This window comes from Lysinibacillus sp. NPDC097231 (genome assembly GCF_044761885.1).
Classification (GTDB): Bacteria; Bacillota; Bacilli; order Bacillales_A; family Planococcaceae; genus Lysinibacillus.
Genome location: NZ_JBIWDH010000003.1, coordinates 100,022 through 126,224, shown reverse-complemented (window position 1 = coordinate 126,224; position 26,203 = coordinate 100,022). Strand labels below are relative to the sequence as shown.

19 protein-coding genes and 1 other annotated feature are annotated in these 26,203 nt (G+C 38.3%); of the genes, 13 read left to right on the top strand and 6 right to left on the bottom strand.

Going from position 1 to position 26,203, the window contains the following annotated elements:
• Positions 1-39: 39 nt before the first annotated feature.
• From ACIQXF_RS03870 to ACIQXF_RS03845, 6 genes are all read left to right on the top strand, one after another.
• Positions 40-864 (top strand): DUF1444 domain-containing protein, encoded by an 825-nt coding sequence (locus ACIQXF_RS03870; protein ID WP_402779366.1) that lies wholly within the window; start codon positions 40-42, stop codon positions 862-864.
• Positions 861-1,475, top strand: coding sequence for a YtpR family tRNA-binding protein (gene ytpR / locus ACIQXF_RS03865; RefSeq protein WP_402779364.1), 615 nt, complete (start codon positions 861-863; stop codon positions 1,473-1,475). Before ACIQXF_RS03870 ends, ytpR begins: the two co-directional genes overlap by 4 nt.
• Before the next feature lie 196 nt (positions 1,476-1,671).
• Complete coding sequence (locus ACIQXF_RS03860) at positions 1,672-4,782, top strand: DNA translocase FtsK (RefSeq protein WP_402779362.1); 3,111 nt, start codon at positions 1,672-1,674, stop codon at positions 4,780-4,782.
• Positions 4,783-5,010: 228 nt separating this feature from the next.
• Positions 5,011-6,324, top strand: coding sequence for a UDP-N-acetylmuramate--L-alanine ligase (gene murC, locus ACIQXF_RS03855; protein WP_402779360.1), 1,314 nt, complete (start codon positions 5,011-5,013; stop codon positions 6,322-6,324).
• Positions 6,325-6,433: 109 nt separating this feature from the next.
• Positions 6,434-6,940: a DUF948 domain-containing protein gene (locus ACIQXF_RS03850; protein WP_402779358.1), complete on the top strand. Its 507-nt coding sequence runs from the start codon at positions 6,434-6,436 to the stop codon at positions 6,938-6,940.
• A gap of 134 nt (positions 6,941-7,074) precedes the next feature.
• Positions 7,075-7,575: a YtxH domain-containing protein gene (locus tag ACIQXF_RS03845; RefSeq protein WP_402779356.1), complete on the top strand. Its 501-nt coding sequence runs from the start codon at positions 7,075-7,077 to the stop codon at positions 7,573-7,575.
• A gap of 78 nt (positions 7,576-7,653) precedes the next feature.
• Here the strand turns inward: ACIQXF_RS03845 and ACIQXF_RS03840 are convergent, their stop codons facing one another.
• Positions 7,654-9,807 carry a cell division FtsA domain-containing protein gene (locus ACIQXF_RS03840; RefSeq protein ID WP_402779354.1) on the bottom strand — a complete coding sequence of 718 codons (2,154 nt, stop codon included), beginning with the start codon at positions 9,805-9,807 and terminating at the stop codon, positions 7,654-7,656.
• A 173-nt stretch (positions 9,808-9,980) separates the two neighbouring features.
• Here ACIQXF_RS03840 and ACIQXF_RS03835 point away from each other — a divergent pair, with 173 nt between their 5' ends.
• A complete protein-coding gene (locus ACIQXF_RS03835) occupies positions 9,981-11,066 on the top strand; it encodes a bifunctional 3-deoxy-7-phosphoheptulonate synthase/chorismate mutase (protein WP_402779352.1) in 1,086 nt (361 codons plus the stop codon).
• Between the two features lie 182 nt (positions 11,067-11,248).
• Positions 11,249-12,253 carry a catabolite control protein A gene (ccpA, locus tag ACIQXF_RS03830; protein WP_402779350.1) on the top strand — a complete coding sequence of 335 codons (1,005 nt, stop codon included), beginning with the start codon at positions 11,249-11,251 and terminating at the stop codon, positions 12,251-12,253.
• Between the two features lie 189 nt (positions 12,254-12,442).
• Here ccpA and ACIQXF_RS03825 read toward each other — a convergent pair whose 3' ends face one another.
• Genes ACIQXF_RS03825 through ACIQXF_RS03815 form a run of 3 tightly spaced genes read right to left on the bottom strand, consistent with a single transcriptional unit; the run spans position 12,443 to position 14,906 of the window.
• Positions 12,443-13,603 (bottom strand): acetoin utilization protein AcuC, encoded by a 1,161-nt coding sequence (locus ACIQXF_RS03825; protein WP_402779348.1) that lies wholly within the window; start codon positions 13,601-13,603, stop codon positions 12,443-12,445.
• Positions 13,600-14,250 (bottom strand): acetoin utilization AcuB family protein, encoded by a 651-nt coding sequence (locus tag ACIQXF_RS03820; RefSeq protein WP_402779346.1) that lies wholly within the window; start codon positions 14,248-14,250, stop codon positions 13,600-13,602. The genes ACIQXF_RS03825 and ACIQXF_RS03820 overlap by 4 nt, the downstream gene beginning before the upstream one ends.
• 23 nt (positions 14,251-14,273) lie before the next feature.
• Positions 14,274-14,906, bottom strand: coding sequence for a GNAT family N-acetyltransferase (locus ACIQXF_RS03815; RefSeq protein ID WP_402779344.1), 633 nt, complete (start codon positions 14,904-14,906; stop codon positions 14,274-14,276).
• A gap of 346 nt (positions 14,907-15,252) precedes the next feature.
• On the opposite strand from ACIQXF_RS03815, the gene acsA reads away from it, so the two are divergent.
• From acsA to ACIQXF_RS03790, 5 genes are all read left to right on the top strand, one after another.
• Entirely contained in the window at positions 15,253-16,980 is a 1,728-nt protein-coding gene (gene acsA / locus ACIQXF_RS03810) for an acetate--CoA ligase (RefSeq protein WP_402779342.1), read from the top strand.
• 254 nt (positions 16,981-17,234) lie between these two features.
• Positions 17,235-18,269, top strand: coding sequence for an N-acetyl-gamma-glutamyl-phosphate reductase (argC, locus tag ACIQXF_RS03805; RefSeq protein ID WP_402779340.1), 1,035 nt, complete (start codon positions 17,235-17,237; stop codon positions 18,267-18,269).
• Between the two features lie 103 nt (positions 18,270-18,372).
• Complete coding sequence (gene argJ, locus ACIQXF_RS03800; protein ID WP_402779338.1) at positions 18,373-19,605, top strand: bifunctional glutamate N-acetyltransferase/amino-acid acetyltransferase ArgJ; 1,233 nt, start codon at positions 18,373-18,375, stop codon at positions 19,603-19,605.
• Positions 19,568-20,341, top strand: a complete 774-nt coding sequence (argB, locus tag ACIQXF_RS03795; RefSeq protein ID WP_402779336.1) for an acetylglutamate kinase — start codon at positions 19,568-19,570, stop codon at positions 20,339-20,341. Before argJ ends, argB begins: the two co-directional genes overlap by 38 nt.
• 122 nt (positions 20,342-20,463) lie before the next feature.
• Complete coding sequence (locus tag ACIQXF_RS03790; RefSeq protein ID WP_402779335.1) at positions 20,464-21,594, top strand: acetylornithine transaminase; 1,131 nt, start codon at positions 20,464-20,466, stop codon at positions 21,592-21,594.
• Between the two features lie 216 nt (positions 21,595-21,810).
• On the opposite strand, the gene ACIQXF_RS03785 is transcribed toward ACIQXF_RS03790, so the two are convergent.
• Both ACIQXF_RS03785 and ACIQXF_RS03780 read right to left on the bottom strand, forming a co-directional pair.
• Positions 21,811-22,698 carry an NAD-dependent epimerase/dehydratase family protein gene (locus ACIQXF_RS03785; RefSeq protein ID WP_402779333.1) on the bottom strand — a complete coding sequence of 296 codons (888 nt, stop codon included), beginning with the start codon at positions 22,696-22,698 and terminating at the stop codon, positions 21,811-21,813.
• A gap of 104 nt (positions 22,699-22,802) precedes the next feature.
• Entirely contained in the window at positions 22,803-25,874 is a 3,072-nt protein-coding gene (locus ACIQXF_RS03780) for a transglycosylase domain-containing protein (RefSeq protein WP_402779331.1), read from the bottom strand.
• A gap of 102 nt (positions 25,875-25,976) precedes the next feature.
• Positions 25,977-26,180 (top strand) — a binding site (T-box leader).
• Positions 26,181-26,203 lie beyond the last annotated feature (23 nt).

Below are 26,203 nucleotides of genomic sequence, written 5' to 3'. Positions count from 1 at the left end.
CCAAAGCGAAATAGATTATAAAGAAAGGATGTGAGCTAGGTGAAACAAATTAAATCAGAGCAACTTGTGTCCCTATTAAAACAGCAACTAAGTGAGGGGAAATTCGATTTTGAATTTGATAAAAAGCATGATAAATTGCGTTTGAATCATAAAAAAATTGGCAAAGGGATGGAGCTTTCTCTGCCAGGCATATTGGCAAAATATAATGACAAGCAAGGGGCTGCAATCGATGAAGTTGTGTATACAATCGAAAAAACCTTTGATGCTATGGAGCAAGAGATGGAACAAGGATTCCAAGCAGCTACACTAATTTATCCAGTTATTCGCGCAACATCCTACCCTCAAGCCTCAAAAGAAGGACATGTGTTTATCACTACGGAGCACACAGCTGAAACGCGTATTTTTTATGCGCTTGACTTAGGAAAAACCTACCGTTTTATTGATGAATCCATGTTAGCAATACTACAATTATCTTTAGAGCAAATTCGTGAAATGGCGCGTTTTTCTGTTAAGCAGCTTCCAACTATTTATAAAAAAGACGAAGTGGCAGGTAATATTTTTTATTTTGTTAATGCCAATGATGGTTATGATGCAAGTCGTATTTTAAATGAGAGTTTTTTAAAAGATATGCGCACTAAAATTGAAGGGGATATGACATTATCCGTGCCGCATCAGGATGTACTAATAATAGGTGATATTCGTAATGAAACAGGGTATGATGTATTAGCACAGATGACGATGCATTTCTTCTCAGTCGGTACTGTACCGATTACGTCATTATCTTTTATTTATGAAGATGGAGAACTTGAACCAATCTTTATACTAGCAAAAAACAGAGTCAAAAAGGAGCAAGAGAAACAATGAATGTATTTTACAACAAAGAGCATGTAGGAGATGTACTACTGGTACAATTAGCAAATGAGTCAATCGTGAAAACAGAGGTAGAACGAGCTGGCGATATTGCTATTTTAAAAGAAGCTCAGACTGGAGAAATTAAAGCATTTAATTTATTTAATGCCAGCAGCTATATACAAACGGAGGAAAAAGGTTCAGTCGAAGTAACGCCAGAATTAGTTGCACAGCTTGAAGCAGCGATCGCAAAAAATGGTGCAGTCATTAGCCTTGATGTTGATTTTTCTCCAAAATTTGTTGTAGGCTATGTAGAAACAAAAGACAAGCATCCAAATGCTGATAAACTTAGCATTTGTTCTGTAAACGTGGGTGAAGAGACATTACAAATTGTATGTGGTGCACCTAATGTGGAAGCCGGTCAAAAGGTTGTCGTGGCCAAAATTGGTGCTGTGATGCCTTCAGGAATGCTTATTAAAGAAGGAAATTTGCGTGGTGTTGATTCATTCGGTATGTTATGTTCAGCTCGTGAATTAGCAATCCCTAATGCTCCTTCCGAAAAAGGAATTTTAGTGTTACCGGAAGATGCAGTAACTGGTAGTGCATTTGAAGCACCAACAAGATAAAATATATACAATATTCTTAAAATCGTTATGTTACTAAGATGGTAGTAGCATAACGATTTTTTTGTCTAGAATGAGCCTCTAAATACAAGTTTCTATATCATTTTTATGGTATGCTTTTTGTTATAGACATTGAGCTAGTTTTTAAGTAAATATGACAATGCTATAAATGAAGTGTAAGAGAAATGAGTGAAACAATGTGAATTGGTTTAAAAAACAAATTAATAAATTTATAAATAAAGAAGAATATGAATATGAATATGATGAAATGTATGAAGAGTATGGTGAAGAGCAACCTGAGCAGCAATATTCATTTAAAGAAGCACCTGTATCAAAGCAAAAGACTTTTCGTTTTCCATTGATAGTGGATGAAGAAATTTCACCATCACCACTAACATCTCAATCAAATGAATTTAGTCAAATGGAAGATGAATATTACGAACAAATTGAAGAATTATCGCTACCTAAGCATTTAAATAATCATATTGTTGATTCGAGTGTTTATGATGTTGAGGTTTCAGGCATTAGGGATCTATTAGCCAATCGTTCAAAGCGAACTGGTAGAACGACTGTTATACGAAGTCAGGCTGAACATCACCCTGAACAAGGGAATCGCTCAAAAGCAAGTCTTGTTTTTCGGGATGCACAACATGAACCCTCTACACTTAAACCTAAAGAAAATAATGATCAACAGAAAAAAATAGTGGAGAGTAGCATACCTGCAAATCGTAAGCGTTTTGTACCAAGTGATGTCCCTTCACCAGTCTATGGTTTTGCTAAGCCGAGCCCGATTGAGCATTTATTGGATAAACGGAAGGAAGAGCAAGACCAAAAAGAATCAGAAATACCTGTAGCCCCTATGTCTTTAAAAGATGCGACAACAAATGAGGCCATTGAAAATATACTAGAAGTAAAAGAGCCTATTAGCATGGTTCAAAAAGATGATCATGAACAACTTGAGATGCCTGAAATCTTGGAAGCACCTGCAAAGCAACCGATTACTTTTGATGAAAATTTATCGCAAGAAATGAGTCATCCAAACGATGTAGAGCATACGGAATTACCTTTACCGCAAACGACCTCATTTGCTGTTGAATTTGAAGATCAAGTTAAAGAAGCTGTTCTGCAAGAATTAAGTGTTGAACAACTTTCAGCTGATCAGTCAGAAATTCATGTGAAAGAAGTAGTCGTGGAACAGGTTCAAATCGAAAATTCTACAATCCATATTGGTGAAGTAACGGTAGTTCAGCCGTCAATAATGGAAGATGATGAGCAAGCGGTGTTAAAAGAACAATCTGTAGAAGCTGAAACAAAGGAAGAAAAAAGTCGTATTCCTTTTAATGTTTTAATGTTAAAAACAGATAAAGAAAAGTGGAAAACCCAACAGCAATTAAAGAATCTTAAGCAAACAATTGTTGAAGAGACACAGGAGAAGCAGGAACCTTCTTCTGAATTGATTAATTTGGATGAAGAACAAAAATTAATTCCATCCTATAAAGAAGAAGCTCAACAATCTATACCCTCTGAGAATATTTCGTTAGAAGTGGAAAATAAAATGGCATCTCAACAGGAGAATGAAAAAGAGGTTTCGATTCAACATTCAACGCTAAGCGATGCTGTTTCAGAAAGTGTAGCGGTCATTTCAATGTCACCAGTAGCAACAATGTCTAGCGTATCAACATTAGAAAAGACAGTAATAGATATAGAAAGCTTAGATGAAATTTCAGCAACTACTGAAATGGAAGTAGGGTCAACTACTAACCATGAGCACATTAAAGAAACTATAATGATTCCTGAGGAAGATTCTATTGATTCAGATGATTATGAAGAACAGACTGCCATATCAGATGAAACACTAGTAGCGAATCAAGTGAATGAAAATCTACCAAGGCCTGTTCATGTATATCAAAAGCCGACTGAAGAGTTTCTAGAACCACCTGAGGAAAAAACGCAGGATACTGAGTGGATGGATCAGCAGGGAGATACGCTTGTTGAAGCGCTGTCTTATTTCCAGGTCTCAGCTCAAATTGAATCCATTATGCAAGGACCTGCCGTGACACAATTTGAAATAACGGTAAGCCATGGTACGAAGGTTAGTAAAATTCGTAATCTAGCAGATGATTTGAAGCTTGCATTGGCAGCGAAAGACATCCGTATCCAAGCACCGATTCCAGGAAAGAGTTCAATTGGCATTGAGATTCCGAACCGTGTATCTCGCGCTGTTCGATTATCGGAAGTGACAAATAGTGCATCTTTCCTTGAGTCAGATTCACCGCTAGAAGCAGCATTGGGTTTGGATTTAACAGGTAAGCCTGTAACAATTGATTTACGAAAAATGCCTCATGGTTTAATTGCAGGGGCAACAGGTTCTGGTAAATCAGTTTGTATTAATTCAATTTTGGTTAGTTTATTATATAAAGCTGCTCCTCATGAATTAAAGCTAATGCTTATTGATCCTAAAATGGTTGAGCTTGCACCGTTTAATCATATTCCGCATTTAGTTAGCCCGGTTATCACAGATGTGAAGGCAGCTACAGCTGCACTAAAATGGGCTGTTGAAGAAATGGAACGACGTTATCAGTTATTTGCTCATGCAGGTGCACGTGACATTACACGTTATAATGCAATAGCAGATAAAAATAATGAACATAGCTTGAAATTACCATATATTCTAATAGTTATTGATGAGTTAGCAGACTTAATGATGATGTCTCCTGCAGATGTTGAGGAGGCGATTTGTCGTATTGCGCAAAAGGCACGTGCTTGTGGTATCCATTTAATTGTTGCAACTCAAAGACCGTCTGTTGATGTTATTACAGGGCTTATTAAATCAAATATTCCTACACGTGTTGCCTTTGCAGTATCTTCACAAATCGATTCACGTACTATTTTAGATGGGCAAGGAGCAGAAAGGTTACTAGGACGAGGCGATATGCTATATTTAGGTAATGGTATGTCTGCTCCTGTGCGTTTGCAGGGGACATTTGTGACAGATGATGAGATTGAAGCAATTATTGAACATGTTCGTGAGCAGGGGGAACCTGATTATATTTTTGATCAAGAGGAGCTATTAAAGAAAACGGAGATTTCTGCAGAGCAGGATGATCTGTTTGAAGACGTCTGCCGCTTTGTATATGAGCAGGGAGGAGCTTCTACTTCATTGATCCAACGAAAATATCATATTGGCTATAATCGTGCTGCTCGTTTAATCGATATGTTAGAGTCTCATGGCTTTGTGTCAGAGGCAAGGGGCAGTAAACCACGAGAAAGTTACATTACGGAAGAAGATTTAATTGCTATGTTTGAATAAGAATTGCATTGTTTTCGTATAGATTATCTGATTTACGTCGAAATTAGTATTTTTAGAAAAGTTACACATTTATCCTTATGCATAAATAGTGCTATAATAGACAAGATGTGTTGATTAGTACGTATTTTTTAGATTTTGTAAAGGTATTAATACCTAATAATTAGTGAGAAATACGATACACCTAATAGATGATAGATGGGATATTGATATTCCCGGGGGGTTTAATTAATGACAGTTTTTCATTTCACAGGCATTAAAGGTTCTGGCATGAGTCCACTTGCACAAATCTTATTTGATGCTGGTGAACAAGTACAGGGCTCAGATGTTGATAAATATTTCTTCACGGAACAGCCGTTACGTGATCGTAATATTCCAATTTTTACATTTAATCCAGATAATATTAAAGAAGGTATGACAGTTATTGCAGGGAACGCATTTCCTGATGATCATCCGGAATTAGAACGTGCGCGAGAAATCGGTGTAGAAATTATCCGTTACCATAAATTTTTAGGTGAGTATATCGGAAATTATACGTCAATTGCTATTACTGGTGCACATGGTAAAACATCCACGACAGGCTTAATGTCTCATGTTGTAGGTGGGTATAAACCAACTTCTTATTTAATCGGTGATGGTACAGGGGCTGGGCATGAAGATGCTCAATTCTTTGTGATGGAAGCATGTGAATACCGTCGTCACTTCTTAGCTTACAATCCTGATTATGCTGTGATGACCAATATTGATTTTGACCATCCAGATTACTTTGCAAATATTGAGGATGTTTATTCAGCATTTCAATCATTAGCGCTACAGGTTAAAAAAGCCATTATTGCTTGTGGTGATGATGAACATCTACAACGTATTCAAGCGAAGGTACCTGTTGTTTATTATGGTTTTGGGGCTGAAAATGATTTTGAGGCTCGTAATGTTGAAAAAACAACAAAGGGAACAAAATTTGATGTATTTGTTCGCAATGAATTTTATAGTACATTCTTTATCCCGTTATTTGGAGATCATGCGGTATTAAATACTTTAGCTGTCATTTCACTTTGTCAGTATGAAGGTATATCACCAGACATTATCCAAGAACGTTTAAACACTTATAAAGGTGTAAAAAGACGTTTTACAGAAACGAATATTGGCAATAATGTTTTAATAGACGACTATGCGCATCATCCAACTGAAATTCGTGCAACGATTCAATCAGCACGACAAAAATTTCCTGAGCGTGAGCTAGTAGCTATTTTCCAACCACATACATTTACACGTACGCAAGCTTTTTTACAGGATTTTGCAGATAGTCTCGGTCTTGCAGATACAGCATACTTATGTGATATTTTTGGTTCTGCAAGGGAAACACAAGGCGCACTTTCTATTCATGATTTAGCGTCTTTAATTGAAGGCAGTGCAGTGATTACCACTGAAGGAATTGAAGTGCTTACAAAGCATGAGGGCGCAGTATTTTTATTTATGGGCGCTGGCGATGTTCACAAATTCCAAGATGCTTTTGAAGACGTGCTAAAAAACAACGAAACAGCTTAGTCCGTAAGGAATAAGCTGTTTTTTTTCAAAATGAGAAGGAATTCAGTTTTTTTTGTCGAAGATAGGGAAAGTAATAGTAAAGAGAATTTTACTAGCAGGAGGTCTATTTATGGAAGTGATTTTGTATATTGCAGCAATAATTGCGGCAATCGGTTTTTTAATTTTATGTGTGAGTGTCGGAATGACATTATTTTCGCTCAAATCAATTCTTAACAGCTTATCCGGAACATTATCAGGCATCGAGGGACAAATGGAAGGTATTACACGCGAAACGACTTCCTTATTATCCAAAACAAATAACTTGGCAGAGGATATTCAGCAAAAATCTGAACAGTTAAATTCTGTTGTTCATGCAGTCAAAGGGATTGGTGACTCTGTGAACGGTTTAAATACATCTGTACAGCAAATTACTTCTTCGATTTCAAAAACTGTGGAACAAAATGAGGAAAAAATTGCACAGGTAGTTCAATGGAGCAATGTTGCTATGGGCATTGCAGATAAGTGGAAGAAACGAAAAATCATCGAGCAGGCGCATGAGGTGGTTCAAGAAGATATTTATTCTTTTGAATCAGAAGAATCGGAAAAACCGAAAAGAAAATGGGGCCGTAAAAAGTGATTATTATTCGGTAGGCATTAAATGTCAACTGAATAAAAATAAAGTCTTTGACATAAGTTGAAGATGCATCCGCGAAAAGCAGATGGACAACCAGTCTAGGCAAATTAGATTATTAGATGGGGAGGAATTGTTGCATGACAACTCAAAAGCCAAATTTTAACGAAGTGAAGGAACAACAGCTTGAAAGTTCATTGCCACAGCTTTATCATCCGCAAGAATCGATTTATGAAGAGGAGCGTGTGAACATGAAAGATTTTGTTATTGGCGCCTTAGTTGGGGGAATAGTTGGTGCAGCTGCCGGCTTATTATTAGCTCCAAAATCAGGAAAAGATTTACGAAGCGATGTAGCGGTACAAGCTGTGAACTTAAAAGATAAGAGTACAGATTTCTCGACAACTGCAAAAGATAAAACAGTTCAATTATCGAAACAAATTCAAGAGCAATCTACACAATTAGTAGAAAAAGTAAAGACGTTAAAGTCTGCAAAAGCACCAACCGTTTTTGACGATGGTACTGTTTCTTTCGAAGGTGAAGAACCACTAGAAGATTTCATTCCTACTGAAGAACCTAAAGCAGAAGATGCTAATGAAAAAAATGAACAAGCTGAAGAGAAAAATGAAGAAGTTCGCGCTTAATGCATAAATAAAAGGGATACAATACGTTTTTCCAATGACGTATTGTATCCCTTTTGAATTCATCGAGTATTTTTCTCGTTAAGATATAGGTGCCTGTTCTAATAAAATTTCCAATTTGTCTCCGCCGAAAATCTCCATATCGAAGCTCGCCTGTTGACCATTTCGTAAAATCGTAAAGTTGCCTTTAAATGTCGTAGGTAGTTGCCAATTCGAAAAGCGGAAAACGTCTTGGTAAATCCAACGACTGCGATCTTTTTCTTTAAATGAGATTGTTGCTCCGTTTGGTACGGTAGAAAGAGGTGATACCACTACATGATTAACGAAAACTTCATTTGCCATCTTCTTTAGCTCTAACACCTCGTTTTGGAAATGTATCATGATTTTGTCCTCAAGTAAAACATTCATTTGATCGGCAATACGTTGAACAGTAGGGGATGCTTGTTGTTGAAATGTAATAACATCACAATCTTGTACAGCATATGCCATCTTAGAAGGCTTACCATTAATCATCAACTGTGCTGAGAACTCTGGTAAATAAAGTGGCTTTCCATCGACCTGAATATAAAAGGACTCGAATTGCTTTAATAAGTCCCAATTATTTGTGAGCTTAAAAACATCTTCGACTGTTTCAGCTATATCAAAGACAACAACATCTCGATCATTTAATGCACTATCGAGCGATGCGGGTGAGCCATTAACAGTAATTTGTGGCTCAATTATATATTTTGTATTTTGGATCGTAACTGTTTTAATAGCAGCATTATCCACAATATCTCTTACTGTTGCGGTTGCAGGATGACCGTTTTGACCTTCAATTAGCTGAATGGCATCTCCTGTTTTAATAATTGTTTTTGTGGATGCCTGTTGCCCATTCACTAAAATTTCCGCTGGTTGACCGTGCCCACCTGGGATGAAAATATCTTGTCCATTCACACTTACTGATAATCCATGTCCTGGCTTTCCATATAATTGCTTTGCTCGAATATTGGCTGCTAAAAATGCATCTGCAACAGTCATTTCCTTTAGTTCGAAAAGACGAACAACTTGATCATTAACAGTTAAACTCATATATTGAATAGGCATTTTTTTTGCTGCAATGGCAATACCGATTGGCGTCACCAATTCAGGCGATGCTTTAATATGATCTTCCCTCGTAAGATTTTGAATAGCATCAATTCCTCGAACAGCTATACGATTAGCTGGTAAATCTAGTACTAGTCCTAATTCAGTTGTAAGGTTTGGTGTTAAGCTACCACCACCGACAAGCATAACCGCCTTAGGAGCTGTACGATTATTAAGACGTAAAATTTCTTCCCCAATGGCTTTTGCAAGTTGTTTGATAGCAGAATCGATAGCCTTAAGAACTTCTTCTTTTGGATAATATTGATCGAAGCCTAAAATATCCTGAATTAAAATTTCTTCTTCTGTTTGTAGTTGACGTTTTGCTTGTTCGGCAATCGGAAAGTCGAGTAAGTAGTGGTCACTTAATGCCTCTGTTATTTCATCACCAGCTGTTGGCACCATGCCATAGGCAACAACAGTACTTTTATCTGTAATAGCAATATCAGATGTACCTGCACCAATATCAACAAGTGCCACATTTAAACGTCGCATTGTTGGGGGAATCAGCACATTAATTGCAGCAATTGGTTCTAACGTTAGCGCATCCATTTCTAAATCAGCACGTTTCAGGGCAGCAATAAGTGATTCTACAACAACTCTTGGCAAGAATGTAGCAATGACCTCAATTTGTGCCTCATCACCTTGCTGATCTAGTAAGCTACCAATTTCTTCTCCATCTAAACGATAATAAAGAACTGAATAACCAACACAGTAATAGTGGCTTATTTTAACATCCTCTTTATGCTGTAGGAGTTGTTGTTGAGCCTGTTGAACAGCTTGTAGCTCTAGACGACTTATGTCCTCTTCTGTAAAAATTGGTCGATTACGTATATTAATGGTCACACTTGCCTGTTCTGTTTTCAATGAGCGACCAGCCGCAGCGACACTTACTTTTGTCAAAGGACCATGCTTGTCTTCAAGTTCATGTTTAATTTCATTGATTAATTCTGCCACATACATGACATTATGTATTTGACCATCGACCATGGCACGTTCTTTATGCTCTTTTACTATTATATCTTCCACGTGAAAGTGGTCATTATTTTCAGTTAAAATAATGCCGACAACGGAACGTGTACCGATATCAAGTGCAAATAATTTTGAACCCAATGTAATCGCTTCCTTTCTCGTAATAGTTCAATATAATTTAGCGAGTTGAAGCGCTAAATTAAAATTACGTGACATTCTGTATAACTTTGATTATAATATTGCTAATATCTAAAAATGTAACATACATTTCAGAGTTCTGAAAGTGTCTGTCATGATGAGAGGAGCAAGAAAGCATGAGCCAAAAAGATTTAGAAAGCTTACGTAGTCAAATAGACGGCTTAAACTTAGAAATTCTTCGTCTAATTAACGAACGCGCAGCTGTAGTTGATGAAATCGGTAAAATTAAAGAAAAGCAAGGTGTAAATCGCTATGATCCACTTCGTGAAAGACACATGCTTGATCTTATTAAGGAACACAATCAAGGTCCGTTAAATCAAATGACGGTTGATTATATATTTAAACAAATCTTTAAAACAGCTTTAAAACAACTTGAAGCGGATAAGAAGAAGGAATTGCTTGTATCCCGCAAGAAGAAATCAGAAGATACTGTTATTAATGTAAATGGTGAGCTAATTGGCCAAGGAAAACCATCTTTCGTATTTGGTCCTTGTGCTGTAGAATCATATGAGCAAGTAGCAGCAGTAGCAGCATCTATTAAAGCAAAAGGTGAAAAATTAATCCGTGGTGGTGCATATAAACCACGTACTTCTCCATACGACTTCCAAGGTCTTGGATTAGAAGGTCTTAAGATTTTAAAACGTGTATCAGAAGAATTTGGTTTAGGTGTTATTACGGAAATTGTTACACCTGGTCATTTAGAGGAAGCGTTGGATTATATCGATGTCATCCAAATTGGTGCACGTAATATGCAAAACTTCGAATTATTAAAAGCAGCAGGTGCTACTAACAAACCTGTACTGTTAAAACGAGGTTTAGCAGCAACAATTGATGAATTCATTCACGCAGCAGAATACATTATGTCTAAAGGAAATGAGAACATCATTCTTTGTGAGCGTGGTATTCGTACTTATGAAAAAGCAACCCGTAACACATTAGATATCTCAGCTGTACCAATTTTAAAACAAGAAACTCATTTACCAGTATTTGTTGATGTTACGCATTCAACAGGTCGTCGTGATTTACTATTACCATGCGCTAAGGCAGCAATTGCTATCGGAGCAGATGGCGTAATGGCAGAGGTGCATCCAGATCCTTCTGTAGCACTTTCTGACTCACAACAACAAATGGATATACCAACATTTGATGCATTCTATGAAACGCTACAAAATTTCATGAAAAACCATGAAATCCGTGCTTAATTCTTTCAATAAACACCGCTTGCTTAATTGGCAGGCGGTGTTTACTATATAGTGTCAAAATAATGTCTAGAATAATACTATTTGTACTTGGTTTTTCTTTTCATGTACGTACTTGTTCTTGAAAAGAATATGAAAATTATCGTATGATAAGGCTATAAAAGGAAAAAAGGGAGGCACGTACGATGACTGTTACAATTTATGATGTTGCAAGAGAAGCAAATGTTTCGATGGCAACGGTCTCTCGTGTAGTCAATGGCAATCAAAATGTAAAACCGGCAACACGAAAAAAAGTATTAGAAGTAATTGAACGATTAGAATATCGTCCAAACGCAGTAGCGAGAGGGTTAGCAAGTAAGAAAACAACAACAGTTGGCGTGATTATCCCAGATATTGCAAATAATGTTTATGCGGAGCTGGCACGAGGTGTAGAGGATATTGCAACAATGTATCGTTACAATATTATTTTAGCCAACTCAGATCAGCATGAAGATAAAGAGTTACAGTTACTGGATACAATGCTGGGAAAACAGGTTGATGGTATTGTCATGATGAGTGATGAAGTAACTGAGAAAATGCAACAAACTATGGACCATTCACCTGTACCGATTGTACTTGCAGGTTCAGTAGATGAATCACAAACAATCGCGACTGTTAATATTGATTATTACCAAGCGGCTTATGAGGCGATTACATTACTCATTCAAAATGGTCATAAACGAATCGGCTTCGTAACAGGTCCGCTTGCTTATACGATTAATGGAAAATTCAAACTTGAGGCTTATAAAAAAGCATTACAAGATGCAGACTTACCTATAGATGAATCACTAATTGCTGCAGAGGAATCTAGCTATGATATGGGTATTGAGGCGTGGGAAACATTATCCTCACTGGAAAATCCACCGACAGCCTATTTCGCAGGTAGTGATGAATTAGCAATCGGGTTAATTCATGGTGCGCAGGATGCAGGCAAAAATGTGCCTGAGGATATCGAAGTGATAAGCTTTGAAAATTCAAAATTAGCACGTATGGTTCGTCCACAACTAACAAGTATAGCGCTTCCGTTGTACGATATAGGAGCTGTTGCGATGCGCTTGCTAACAAAGTTAATGAACAAAGAGCCTGTTGAGGACGAAGCAGTAATTTTACCTCATCGCATTGAACATCGAGAATCCGTAAAAAGTAAATAATGATTTTAACACGTAAATCTGAAAATGGATTTGCGTGTTTTTTTATAGAGGGATAGAAAGCAGGAAGTGACGGATAGAACGTCAAGAATGACGGATAGAAAGATGGAAATGACGAATAGATCGCGGAAACTGTCGGATAGATGACTGAGCACACATAAAAAAGCCTCACGTGAATCGTGAGGCGTAAAGTCAAACGCGTTTTTCATTACGAATAATATGTAGCGCTTTGTCTAGCATTTGCGCATTTTTTTCTCCAATCTCTGCCTTCCGAGGTATTGGCTCGTACAAAGGATTTGGATCCTCCCAGGTTGGAATAAAAGGCACAGGTGCTTCAGGCTGCCAGCGATCTAACCATGCTTGAGGAAGTTGCCCTGTCGGCTTTTGCTGATCTGTCATTTCTAGCCATATCATGGACCACGCTCGGGGCACAACACGCCAAATATCGTAGCCTCCACCACCAACGGCAATCCATTTGCCACCGCAATACTCATGTGCTAATTTATGCGCAAGTTTTGGAATTTCTCGGTAAATATTCATCGTTCCATATAAATGTGTTAATGGATCAAAATAATGTGCATCTGCGCCATTTTGCGTTAGCACAACATCGGGCTTAAAAAATTCAAAGACTTCTCGCATAGCCTTTTCATATATCTCTAGGAAACTTTCATCTTCTGTAAAAGCATCAATCGGAAAATTAAAAGAAGTGCCATAGCCCTGCCCATTTCCGCGTTCCGTAATATTACCAGTTCCAGGGAAAAGATAACGTCCTGTTTCATGGATAGACAATGTACAAACATTTGGGTCCTCATAAAAACTCCATTGTACACCATCCCCGTGATGGGCATCGGTATCCACATACAGTACACGAGCATTATATTTTTCCTGCAAATAGCGGATGGCTACTGTACTATCGTTATAAATACAAAAACCTGATGCACGGCCACGGAAGCCATGATGTAGCCCTCCACCTAAATTGAGGGCGTGCTCAGCTTTTCCTTCCATAACATAATCGACAGCTGTCAAAGTCCCACCGACAAGCTGAGCACTTGCTTCATGCATATTTTCAAAAATGGGTGTATCTTCGGTTCCTATTCCGTAGCTTTCACCTTGTGCATCTGAAAGCTCACCATGCCCTGCTCTTTTAACAATATCAATATATTTTGGATCATGTGCAAGTAAAAGCTCCTCTTCTGTAGCAACACGAGCCGGGACAATATCCATATCATCTAGAGCGTCAATATTTTTTAGCAAATCCATTGTAAGCGTCAAGCGTTTATGATTGAAAGGATGTGTATCTGAAAATTTATATCCGAGTTGCTCTGGCGAATAAACAAATACGGCCTTTTTCATTGTAACGAAATACCTGGTAAATTAGGCCAAAGTACATCGAAGCCTTCTTTACGAAGATCTTCAATTACGACTAGTGGATTTAGTGTTTTTACTCGGACACTTAAAATTTTATTTTGGGTATTTTCAGAGTCAGGATAAACTAAGACGCTTTGGACATTTGCATGATGTTCATGGAAAATCTTTGTGATTTCAAACAATATTCCTGGTGTATCAGATACACGTATTTCAATTTTCGAGCCAGGTTCAGTAGCACCAGTTAACTCTATATACGTATAAAGTAAGTCTGTAGTAGTCACAATTCCAACTAATTTCCCACCAGAGACAATTGGTAAGCAACCTACCTTTGATTCATAAAATGTAAGTGCAACCTCTTCTACAAAATCAAGTGGATGACCGACAAGTGGATTTTTAACCATGATTTCTTCCACTTTTGCATTAAAAACTGGAGAATCTGGTTCATCACGCAATGAGGAAGGTAATACCTCTTTAATATCTCGTTCAGTGATAACACCAAGAACGTGTCGTTCCTCATCTACGACAGGTAAATGCCGTACTTTTTTTTCACGCATTACTTTCAGCGCTTCGAGCACTGTATTGGTTGGGGCCAGCGTGTAAGGCTCATCATTCATAATTTCTTCTACGATCATATACTCATCCCCTTTGTGTTGGTTTAATACATGAAGCGATTTCTAAAACGTAGTCTATCAAATCTTTCCATTGATTCAGCAGGAACGCGTTTTCCTTCGCGTGCCATAAGGCAGTTTGCAGGATGGGATGTAATTTCAGGATCATCTGTAGCAAAATATTCGAAGCCAGCTGAACTCATCATTTTTTCCATCATTTTGCGATAATCCCAAACATTTAATCCAGTCCCTTTTAAGTCCCAATGCCAATAATATTCAGTAGTGATAACAAGATAGTCTTCCATTTCATCCCCCATAAAAGACACAGCTAATAGTGCTTTACCAGCACCTGTACCACGATAGTCTGGAATAACTTCAATGGCGCCTAGCTCAATCATGTTATCAATTCGGTCCTCCGCCCATCGTTCAAGTGGATCAGGATATAGATAGGTAACATAGCCTACTATAATGTTTTCATTTCGAATAATAATAATTCGTCCTTCAGGGAGTCCTGCAATTTCTATAATGGCTTGCTGTTGTTGCTTTGGAGGTCTAAAGGCAACCAAACCTTCGTGGAATGAATATGTAGCTAATTTTTCTGGAGGAACAGGTCCTTCCACATACACAGTACCATGCTTTGTTTCCTTTGTGACAGAAAAAAAAGTTTTTTTATGTTCCATAATTACACCACCTGAGTTTAATAATTCCATTATAGCTGATTTCTTGCGATAAAACGCTTATTTTTGCAAAATATACCTATATTTTTGGAAAAATAAAAATATTAGGACATTCTTGGTGAATTCGTGTAAAATAGATTTATATTGCATCTGTTATTTAACAGATGAATGTAGTGTGAATAAGCATTCACTTACTTTGTACTACTGAATCTGTTGTATAACAAATGCTACATAACGTATTTGTCTTTGGTGAAGGTGGCGAATTTTGATGGGGGAAAATTACGGAATTACAATTTTTGGAATTTGCTTACTAATGTACTAAGGCGATAGCAAAGAAAGGGGTAGTTTCATGGGGATGAAAATGATGGAGAAATTAAAAGCTTTACCAGGGCAGCACAATCTGCCTAATTATGAGGAAGCGGCAGCAACACATGATTGGGCGGAGACAGAAAAAGCATTTAGTTGGTGTGAAACAGGTCTGGTGAATATGGCGTATGAGGCTATTGATCGTCATACGGAAACGTATCGCAAAAACAAGGTCGCGCTTTATTTTAATGATGGTAAACGAAAAGAAGCTTATTCTTTCAATGAAATGAAGAAGCTAACAAATAAAGCTGCGAATGTTTTTACATCTGCAACAAATTTGGTAAAGGGTGATCGTTTATTTATTTTCATGCCACGTTCACCTGAGCTTTACATTTCATTATTAGGTGCATTGAAAATGGGCGTTATTGTAGGACCATTATTTGAGGCATTTATGGAAGGTGCTGTCTATGACAGACTTGCAGATAGTGAAGCGAAAGTATTAGTGACGACACCAGAGTTACTTGAACGAGTACCTTTAGAGAAGTTACCGAATTTAGAGCACGTTTTTTTGGTAGGCTCTGATATAGAAGAAACCTCTCAAATTTTAGACTTTAATAAGCGCTTGAAAGAGGCTTCTTCTCAATTTCAAATTGAATGGGTGGACCGAGAGGATGGTATGATATTGCATTATACATCTGGGTCAACTGGTGCACCTAAGGGCGTCCTGCATGTTCATAACGCAATGCTTCAACAATATCAATCAACACAATGGGTACTAGATTTACGTGAAGATGATATTTACTGGTGTACAGCTGATCCAGGATGGGTAACGGGCACAGCGTATGGTATTTTTGGTCCGTGGTTAAATGGCATCACAATGCTTGTTGTCGGTGGAAGATTCTCGCCACAGGCTTGGTACCAAGCTATTGAAGATTATAGTGTATCAGTTTGGTATAGTGCACCAACGGCTTTCCGAATGCTGATGGGTGCTGGTAGTGGCATGCTTGAGAATTATGATTTATCTTCTTTACGTCATGTATTATCTGTTGGTGAGCCGTTAAATCCAGAGGTGATTCGCTGGGGTAGTGAAGAGCTAGGTCACCGTATTCACGATACATGGTGGATGACGGAAACGGGTGCACATATGATTTGTAACTACCCATGTATGGATATTAAGCCTGGATCTATGGGGAAACCATTACCGGGTATCCATGCGACGATTGTTGATGATGCTGGGAATGAAGTGCCTCCTTTTACAATGGGGAATTTAGCTGTTCGTCGTGGTTGGCCAGCGATGATGCGTCAAATTTGGGGCAATCCAGAGCGCTATGAATCTTATTTCTTAAAAGGTGAGTGGTATGTGTCTGGGGACTCTGCCTATATGGATGATGAAGGGTATTTCTGGTTCCAAGGGCGTGTCGACGATGTGATTATGACAGCTGGTGAGCGTGTTGGTCCTTTCGAGGTAGAAAGTAAACTACTAGAGCATCCTGATGTACTTGAAGCAGGGGTAATCGGAAAGCCAGATCCTGTACGAGGAGAAATTATTAAAGCCTTTGTATCTTTACGTGAGGGTGTTGAACCTTCAGATGCATTAATTGAAGATATTCGTAATTTTGTTAAGAAGGGCTTATCGGCTCACGCAGCGCCACGTGAAATTGAATTTAAGGATAAGCTGCCAAAAACACGTAGTGGTAAGATTATGCGTCGTGTGTTAAAGGCATGGGAGTTAAATTTACCAACTGGCGATTTATCTACGATGGAAGACTAATGTTGTAAACTAAACAAAATAAAGCTCTAACATGTTTAGATGTTGGAATTGATATTTATACAGTTAGTGCATAAATGGAAGGCAGGAATTCGTTCGATTAGCGAAAGAGTTCTTGCCTTCTTTTTTCTGAATTTATACTAATGTTGGTATATACAAAAAATAAATATAAAAATCGAAAATATAAATAAAAATTCAGTTGACTTAATAAATATACAGACGTATACTAATTTTAACTTATTTCAGAGGTGAGTGCATTGAGAGTAGGAATTGTTGGTGCAACTGGATATGGCGGATTAGAACTTATTCGATTTTTACATAATCATCAAGCGGTGGAGCGGATTGAGTTATTTACCTCTTCAGAAGAAGGAGTCATTTTTTCTTCTAAGTTTGGACATCTCGTTAATATTGCTGATACGCCATTACAAAAAATTGATTATGAGGCTTTAGAAAATTTTGATGTGGTTTTTACAAGTACGCCTTCTGGAGTGACAAGTGAGCTATTACCTCCATTAGTAGGAAAAGGTCCTAAGTTAATAGATTTGTCTGGTGATTTCCGTTTAAAGGACCCAGCAAACTATGAAGAGTGGTATGGCAAAAAGGCAGCGCCGCTAGACATCATTCAACAAAGTGTTTATGGCTTAACAGAATGGAATGCAGAACATGTCCAACATGCATCTCTTATTGCAAATCCAGGGTGTTATCCAACTGCGGTATTGTTGTCGTTGTTACCTTTGCTAAAAGAGCGATTGATTGATCCAAGCTTTTTAGTGATCGATGCGAAAAGTGGTATTTCAGGAGCCGGAAATAAGCCATCACAAACAACACATTTTAGTGAGACAAATGAAAGCTTCTCCATTTATAAAACAAATACGCATCAGCATATACCAGAAATTGAACAGGCAATTTCAATGTTTGCAGGTGTCGATACAGCAATTACTTTCAATACTCATTTAGTGCCAATGACACGTGGTATTTTATCGACTTCCTATGCACCTGTTATGCCTGGAGTTACGGAAAAGCAATTAGTGGCTTGTTTGCAGAATACTTATGAAAAGCATCCGTTTGTACGAATCGTTACAGATGTTAATAGTCTGGGAACAAATCGCGTTAAAGGTTCAAACTATTGCGATATTTTCGTGAAAGTAGATAGTCGTACAAATCGTGCCACAATTGTTGGAGTCATCGATAATTTAGTCAAAGGGGCAGCAGGGCAAGCCATTCAAAATATGAACGTTCAATTTGATTTACCACAAACGACAGGATTGGATGTAGTACCATTCTTTATTTAACTTCTTTTAGCCGATTCCGGACGCAATTATGCCCAGGCTAATTGATATAGCATACAGGGAAACTGTATGCTTCTTACTTTTTATAATAAGGAGGATTCATTTTATGACATTATTGGCATCAACGAATATTATGAAAAAATTATCAAGTAAAAATATTGTTTCACCAAAGGGTTTTATGGCTGCTGGCTTACATTGTGGATTAAAGCATAAGAAAAAGGATTTAGCTGTTTTGGTTAGTGAGGTTCCAGCAAGTGTAGCAGGTGTATTTACGACGAATGCTGTGCAAGCAGCACCATTAAAAGTAACAAAAGAAGTTGTATATTCCACAAAGAAAATGCAGGCGATGATTGTAAACTCTGGAAACGCTAATGCATGTACAGGGAAACAAGGTGTGAAGGATGCACAAACAATGCAATCCCTTGCGGCAGAAAAACTTGGCATTGAGTCAAATTTAGTGGGTGTTTGCTCAACGGGTGTTATCGGTGAAATTATGAATATGAAGCCAGTAGCAAATGGCATTAATCAGTTAGAGCCAAAAGATAGTTTAGAAAGTGCTATTGATTTTGCTCAAGCAATTATGACAACAGATACAGTTATGAAAAACACAAGCTATAGTACGACAATTGATGGTAAAGAGGTTATCATCGCTGGGGTTGCAAAAGGTTCAGGCATGATTGAACCGAATATGGCAACGATGCTTGGTTTTATTACGACAGATGCAAATATTGAATCGGATGTCTTACAGGCGGTATTATCGGATATCACAAATCTTACTTTTAATGCCATTACGGTTGATGGGGATACGTCTACAAATGATACAGTAGTTGTCATGGCAAACGGCTTAGCAGGAAATGAAACCTTAACTCCTGCACATCCAGATTGGCAAAACTTCTACTATACATTGAAAACCGTAGCCCAAGATTTAGCAAAAATGATTGCTAAAGATGGCGAGGGTGCTACGAAGCTAATCGAGGTTGAAGTCGAAGGGGCAATTTCGGATGAAGAAGCACGTAAAATTGCTAAAACAGTAGTTGGTTCACCACTTGTGAAAACAGCAGTATTTGGCTGTGATGCAAACTGGGGACGAATTATTGCAGCAGTAGGCTACAGTGGTGCAACTGTTGACCCGGATAAAATTACAATTCAAATTGGTGGCGCAACAATGGTCGAAAACGGTGAACCAGTTCCATTTTCGGAAGATGAGTTAATCCAAATTCTAAAAATGCATGAAGTAAAAATCTATGTGTCACTTGGGATGGGTGAAGGCAAGGGGCATGCTTGGGGATGTGATTTAACCTATGACTACGTTCAAATCAATGCATCATACCGCTCGTAAGCGTATGGTTATTAAGCTTGGAGGCAGTACACTAGAAGGCTTAAATGAGTCGTTTTTTGAAAATTTTAAAAAACTTCAAGATAACGGTGTAGAGCTCATTATTACCCATGGTGGTGGTCCAGCTATTAATCGAGAACTTGACGCGCAAGGGGTAGAATCTCATGCTTTAAATGGTATTCGTGTAACGAGTGAAGCTACCATTGATATCGTACAGTCAACGCTAATAGGGAAAGTAAATCCAGCGCTAGTTCATGAATTAGCAACCGCTGGCATTGCAGCTATTGGTTTAAATGGCTTTGATGGTCAATTAATTGTAGCGGATTATCTAGATAAAGATGTATACGGTTTTGTTGGTGAAGTAAAAGAGATAAATACATCTTTGTTAGAAACATTAATTAGTGCAAGAATTGTCCCTGTTATTGCGTGTGTTGGTGCAAATGAAATTGGTCAGGCGCTGAATATTAATGGTGATACTGTAGCAAGTGAAATAGCGCTAGCTGTAGGTGCAGATAGCTTATTACTTGTCACGGATGTAAGTGGTATTCGAATTAACGATGAATACCAATCGAATGCAACGCCTTCCTTAATTGCACAATGGATTGAGGAAGGTCATATTTACGGTGGGATGATTCCTAAAGTTCAGGGTGCTCTTGAATGTTTAAGTGCAGGTATTCCATCTGTGCAAATTGTGGGGGATTCCTTAGTAGGTACGACAATTTTAACTTCAAATAAATAAAAACCATTTTTTGCTATAGATAAATGTGAGCGTTCTAATGACTTAGCGGTAGCAGTATAGTTGTTAAGAGTAATGATTTCGGTTTTTTAACTTATGCAAAATATTAATAGGAGGTTGATCAAATGAGTGCTTTATTTGGAAACTATGGCAAACGTCGCGCTCAAATTGTCAAAGGACAAGGAACTGTTGTAGAGGATTCTACTGGGAAAAAATATTTAGATTTTACAAGTGGGATCGCTGTAGTGAGTCTCGGTCATGCACATCCTGCCATAGTGAAGGCTATCCATGATCAAAGTGAAAAGCTTTGGCATATATCTAATCTATTTGATATACCTGGGCAGGAGAAGGTTGCGCAAAAATTAATAGCGAATACACATTTTTCTTATGCATTTTTCTGTAATAGTGGTGCGGAAGCAAACGAAGCTGCTATCAAACTTGCACGGAAGCATACAGGAAAAAATCATATTATTTCATTTGAGAAATCCTTCCATGGGCGAACTTTTGGAGCAATGTCCGCAACAGGTCAGGGCAAGGTACATAACGGATTCGGACCGCTTGTTGATAAGTTTACTATTCTCCCTTTTAATGATGTGGCAACTTTTGAAGCAACAATTGATGATTCAGTGGCGGCAATAATGCTAGAAATGATTCAAGGAGAAGGCGGTGTTAATAGTGTATCTCCTGAATTTGCAGCGGCAATAGCTAAAGCCTGTGACGACAAGGGGATTTTATTGATAGTTGACGAGGTTCAAACAGGTATTGGACGTACTGGAACAAGGTATGCCTATGAGCAAACGATATTAAAACCAAATATCGTGACGTTGGCAAAGGGACTAGGTGGCGGCTTCCCTACAGGTGGCATGCTTGGAACAGCAGAGCTCTATGATACATTTGGTCCAGGTACACATGGAACAACATTTGGAGGTAATCCGTTAGCGATGAGTGTTGCTGAAACCGTGCTAGATCATGTCTTTGAACCTGCTTTTTTACAAAATGTACAGGAATTATCTAGGTACTTTGTTAAGCAGTTGAAAGAGAATCTACCGTCTTCGTATACGGTGCAGGGCCAGGGTTTACTTCTTGGCATTGGTTGTGGTGATGCAGAGGTAGCTCCTTATATAGCGGCAGCTGAAAAAAAGGGCTTATTATTAGTGGGGGCAGGACCAAACGTTATCCGTCTATTACCTCCATTGACAGTATCAAAGGCAGAGATTGACGAAGCAATAGCGATATTAAAAACGATATTGCTATAATTAAATAATAACGTAAAGAATCTGCTAGCCTTAAATCTAGCAGATTCTTTTTAACTTTCAGTGGGTGTTCAAACACCTGCTGAAAATAAAGGAACTCAGTCTAAGAACGCCTTGTCCCGTGGCATTACCGAAATGACCCACATCGTGTCGGCCCTCGTGCAGGCCTAAGCACAAAGCCGATTCTGGACACAATGATGCCGAGGCATCATTGATGTTTCATTTTATGGTAGCTGTTTTTACCAATGCTTTTACTAGGTTAGGTAGCCAATCATGGAGTTTACTAAAAGTAAAGCCAGCCTTTTCTGCTTTTGCAGTTGACATATACCAGTCTGCTGGAACACCGTATGGTGATAGCGATTGTTCATCGCTACCTACAAGAGATATTTTAGCATGCTTTCCGCTTTCTTCCTCAATAAGTCCAATCAAATCTTTTAACGAAATCGCACCTGTAGCTGTCGCATTATATGGCCCTTCAATTGGCGTAATGCCTGCAAAATATAAAAATGCTGCTGCCTCGTCATCAGTAATGAAGCTCATCTTCGCTTCAACATTTGGTAGAGAAATAGGCTGTTCCTTTAAAATTCGTTCTACGTGAAAATGTAAACGGCGTGTATAGTCGTTCTCACCCATAACAATTGGGAAACGTACAGCAACGACAGGGAATGTAGCCTCTTTGAAAAGTACTGCTTCTGCTTGTCGTTTACCTTCACCATATGAAAAATCATCACGACTACCCATTCGAACTTCGTAATCATATGGGTTAAAATCTTCTTCTATTTTTACAATACCGTCTATTTCGTAAGTGGACATAGTCGAGGTAAAAACGAGCTTATTGGTTTTACCATCTAAAATTTCACATATTTTAATAGCCTCATCTGGAGAATAGCATATATTATCATAGACAATATCCCATGTAGTATCTGCTAGCGCCTGTGATAACGCATTGGTATCATTTCTATCGACAATTAGCTGCTTCACTTGTGATCCAAAAGAATGTACGTTTTGACCTCGCGTTAAAATAGTTACGTTATGTCCATTTTGAAGATAGAGCTCAACAAGCTTTTTACCAAAAAAACGTGTGCCCCCAAAAATAAGTATGTTCATATTTTTCCACCTCTTCAAATTAGTAGTCCTCTTTATAATGACAAAAAAACAGGCTTACTACAATTCAAAAGTAATTGTAGTAAGCCTGTCAACTTCATTCAGTATTATTGGGTAGGTGTATCAGGAGGTGGGGTTGTGTTTCCGTTATCTCCTCCGTTAGTGCCATTCCCATTGTTATCGGAACCGTTGCCGTTATTAGAGCCATTTCCATTGTTACCGGAACCATTGCCGTTATTAGAGCCATTTCCATTGTTATCGGAACCATTGCCATTATTAGAGCCATTTCCATTATTACCGGAACCATTGCCGTTATTAGAACCGCTTCCGTTGTTACCAGAGCCATTCCCGTTATTACCACCAGAACCATTTCCATTGCCGTCAGTAGGTGGTGTAATCGGTGGGATTTGTTCTTTATTGTCTTCTTGCTCAGGCTCTTCTTCACTACCGCCAGTAGAAGCAACGTTCGATTGCGATGAAGTTAGACCTGTAATATCGACAGCGACAACTACATAGGCTTGCCCACTTGCTACTGTCATACTTTGTGTAGATTCAAGCACTGAATTGACAAGTGTTTGCCCACCGTTTGCCACGTTATAGATCCGATAACCGACTACATCATTTGAAGAGCCTGTCCAAGATAATGTATTGCCATTAATTGAAGCAGTTACTGCAACTGGTGGATTGTTATCTGCTGGGAAATCAACGGCAGATACTGATGAATTCGATAATGATGAATTTTTTGGCAGAAGACTAGCGGGATTACCACCGAGTCTGCCAAGCATCCGTTTAATAAACGCTTGATTAATACCTGAACCACCCGGCTTTACAAATTCCGGTGGTGTATTAGGAAGTGCATTATATGTTTTACCTTGAATTGTAACAACGCTAGAAGAAGCTAAGCTATCATCAGGCTGTGAAGGTAAAAATACTTTCGCGTTAAACAAATCGGAGCGCACAAGGCCAGCACTAGAACATGCTGCAGAAGGCGCTAAGCCGGAAATACCACAGAATGATGCAGTTACAACATTTTTTGGTTGCTTAAATCTAGTGCTAGGCGCAATCAATTGTGGATCTACATCATACACAGAATTCATTAATGTTCCCCATAGTTTGTTAATTCGTACGCTAGGCTGCTGATACGTATTATTAAATGTATACAGTGATTGATTATTATCATAACCCATCCATACACCAAGAGAAACATTCGGGTTATAGCCAACTAGCCAAACGTCTTTATAATTTTGTGAAGTACCTGTTTTGGCAGCAAAGTCAGCAGAGAATTTTAGTGTATTTTTTGCAACTGTACCTGTTCCTTTTGTTAACACATCTCGTAACATATCTGTAACGATATAAGAAGTCTCAGGACTAAACACTTGTTCAGGTTTAACTTCGTGTTTATATATGATATTTCCATTTTGGTCTTCAATTCTATCAATCATATAAGCGTCAATGAATTGTCCGCTGTTTGCGAAGGTTGCAAAAGCATTGGTGTTCTCTTCAACAGTAATACCATCTTTTACTCCCCCAATCCCAGCTGCAAGGTTTGTGAAGTCATCAGGCTGTAAGGTTGTGATCCCCATTTTTACTAAATAATCGGCAGGACGTCTGTTAAGAATATCATCATATAAGCGTAAAGCAGATAAGTTTTGTGAATCAGCTAATGCTTCACGTGCAGGTATAAGCCCTCGTTCATCACTAGTAATATAGTTGCTCGGACTCCATCCTCCAATGGAGAATTTAACGTCAACTAAAGGGCTACCGGCACCAATTACACCGTATTCAATGGCTGGTGCATATACGAGTAGTGGCTTCATTGTTGAACCATTTGAGCGTTTTGCCTGTGTAGCATAGTTATATTTTTTTAATTCAAAGTCACGACCACCGACAAAGCTTAAAATACGTCCAGTATTATTTTCAATTAAAATACTGCCAACCTGTACAGGCATTTGAACATCAATTTCTTCACCTGTTGCTGGATCTTTGTCTTTAACGGTGTAAGTATGACCGAAATTCCTGAAATTTTCCGCTGCTTTTTGCATAGCGTCGTACATGTCTTTATTGATAGTTGAATAAATACGATAGCCCTTTGAGCGGACTTCACGGTCTGCTAGAATCTGGTATTTTTCATTTAATTTCTTTTCATTTTTTAAACGCTCTGGATCAATACCGTCTTCTTCTGCTAGTTTTTCAGCAATAATATCTTTTGCTCGACTTTCAAGCTCATACGTTAGCCATGGGTAGCGATCCTCCGCACGCATTTCTGGTGCACGGAAATCAGCAGTGATGTCATAATCGAGTGCTGCATTATATTGAGCTTCGTCAATATAACCTGCATCTTTCATACGATAAAGTACCGTTTTCATACGATCAACGCCCAATTTTAGAGCCTCTTTACTTTTAATTGCACCTGTATTTGTAAAAGGTGTGTAAGTAAAAGGCGATTGCGGAATACCAGCTATGTAAGCTGCTTGAGGAAGCGTTAAATCCTTTGCTTTTACACCGAAGATACCTTCCGCTGCTGTTTCAACTCCTGCAATATTTCGGCCGGAAGAGTTACGACCATAAGGAATAATATTTAAATAAGCCTCTAAAATTTCTTCCTTTGTCATAAAGTGCTCTAAACGCATAGCAAGTAAAATTTCTTTTGCTTTCCGTTCGTAGGATACTTCATTTGTTAATACTTGGTTTTTGATAAGCTGCTGTGTTAGTGTAGAGCCACCAGTTTGAGTGGCAGAGTTAGTTACGTCTTGAAGTAGCCCGCGGATAACAGCCTTTGGAACTATCCCGTTATGTTCACGGAAGTACTCGTCCTCTGTTGCTAATACCGCATTAATAACATCTGGTGAAATATTGCTTAATGTTGTTTCACGACGGTCTAAATCAGTACGTAATTTTCCGATATAAATATCGTTAGCAAAGTAAATTTCACTAGTAGAATCATAGTTAAAAATAAGATTTCGTAATCCATCCTTAGAGCGTAGTGGCTCTTCTTTTACGAGTGAAGCAAAATAGCCGGCACCAACTGAACCGGCAAATACAGTGCCCACCAATGCAAAGACTAAAAATAGTAAAAATAAGTTCCAGGCAACACTTCCTGAAATGCGTAATTTCTTCATCCATTTTTGTTGAATTAATTCATCGATCTTTGCATTGATTTTCTCAATCCAATCTTTCAATGTATCGACCTCCTAAAATCTTGTCTATTATAGCACATATTGATTTGGCTCGAACATAGTTATTGACAATCCAAAAGAATCGTTTAGAATAATGCTTATAGTTTTCTAGTGAGGAAGAGCTTGCAGTAGTATCTATATTCCCTGTGTAGAGAGCCAGCGGTTGGTGAAAGTTGGTCATAATGTAGAGACGAATTACGTGCTTGGAGCTTAGACGTGCGCGCCTGCGATAAAGGCGGTTGAATGAAGAGGAAGATGGATGACATCTTCAAGCCGGGTGGTACCGCGTTAGTTATTAACGTCCCTGCATGCAATATTTTGCGTGTAGGGAC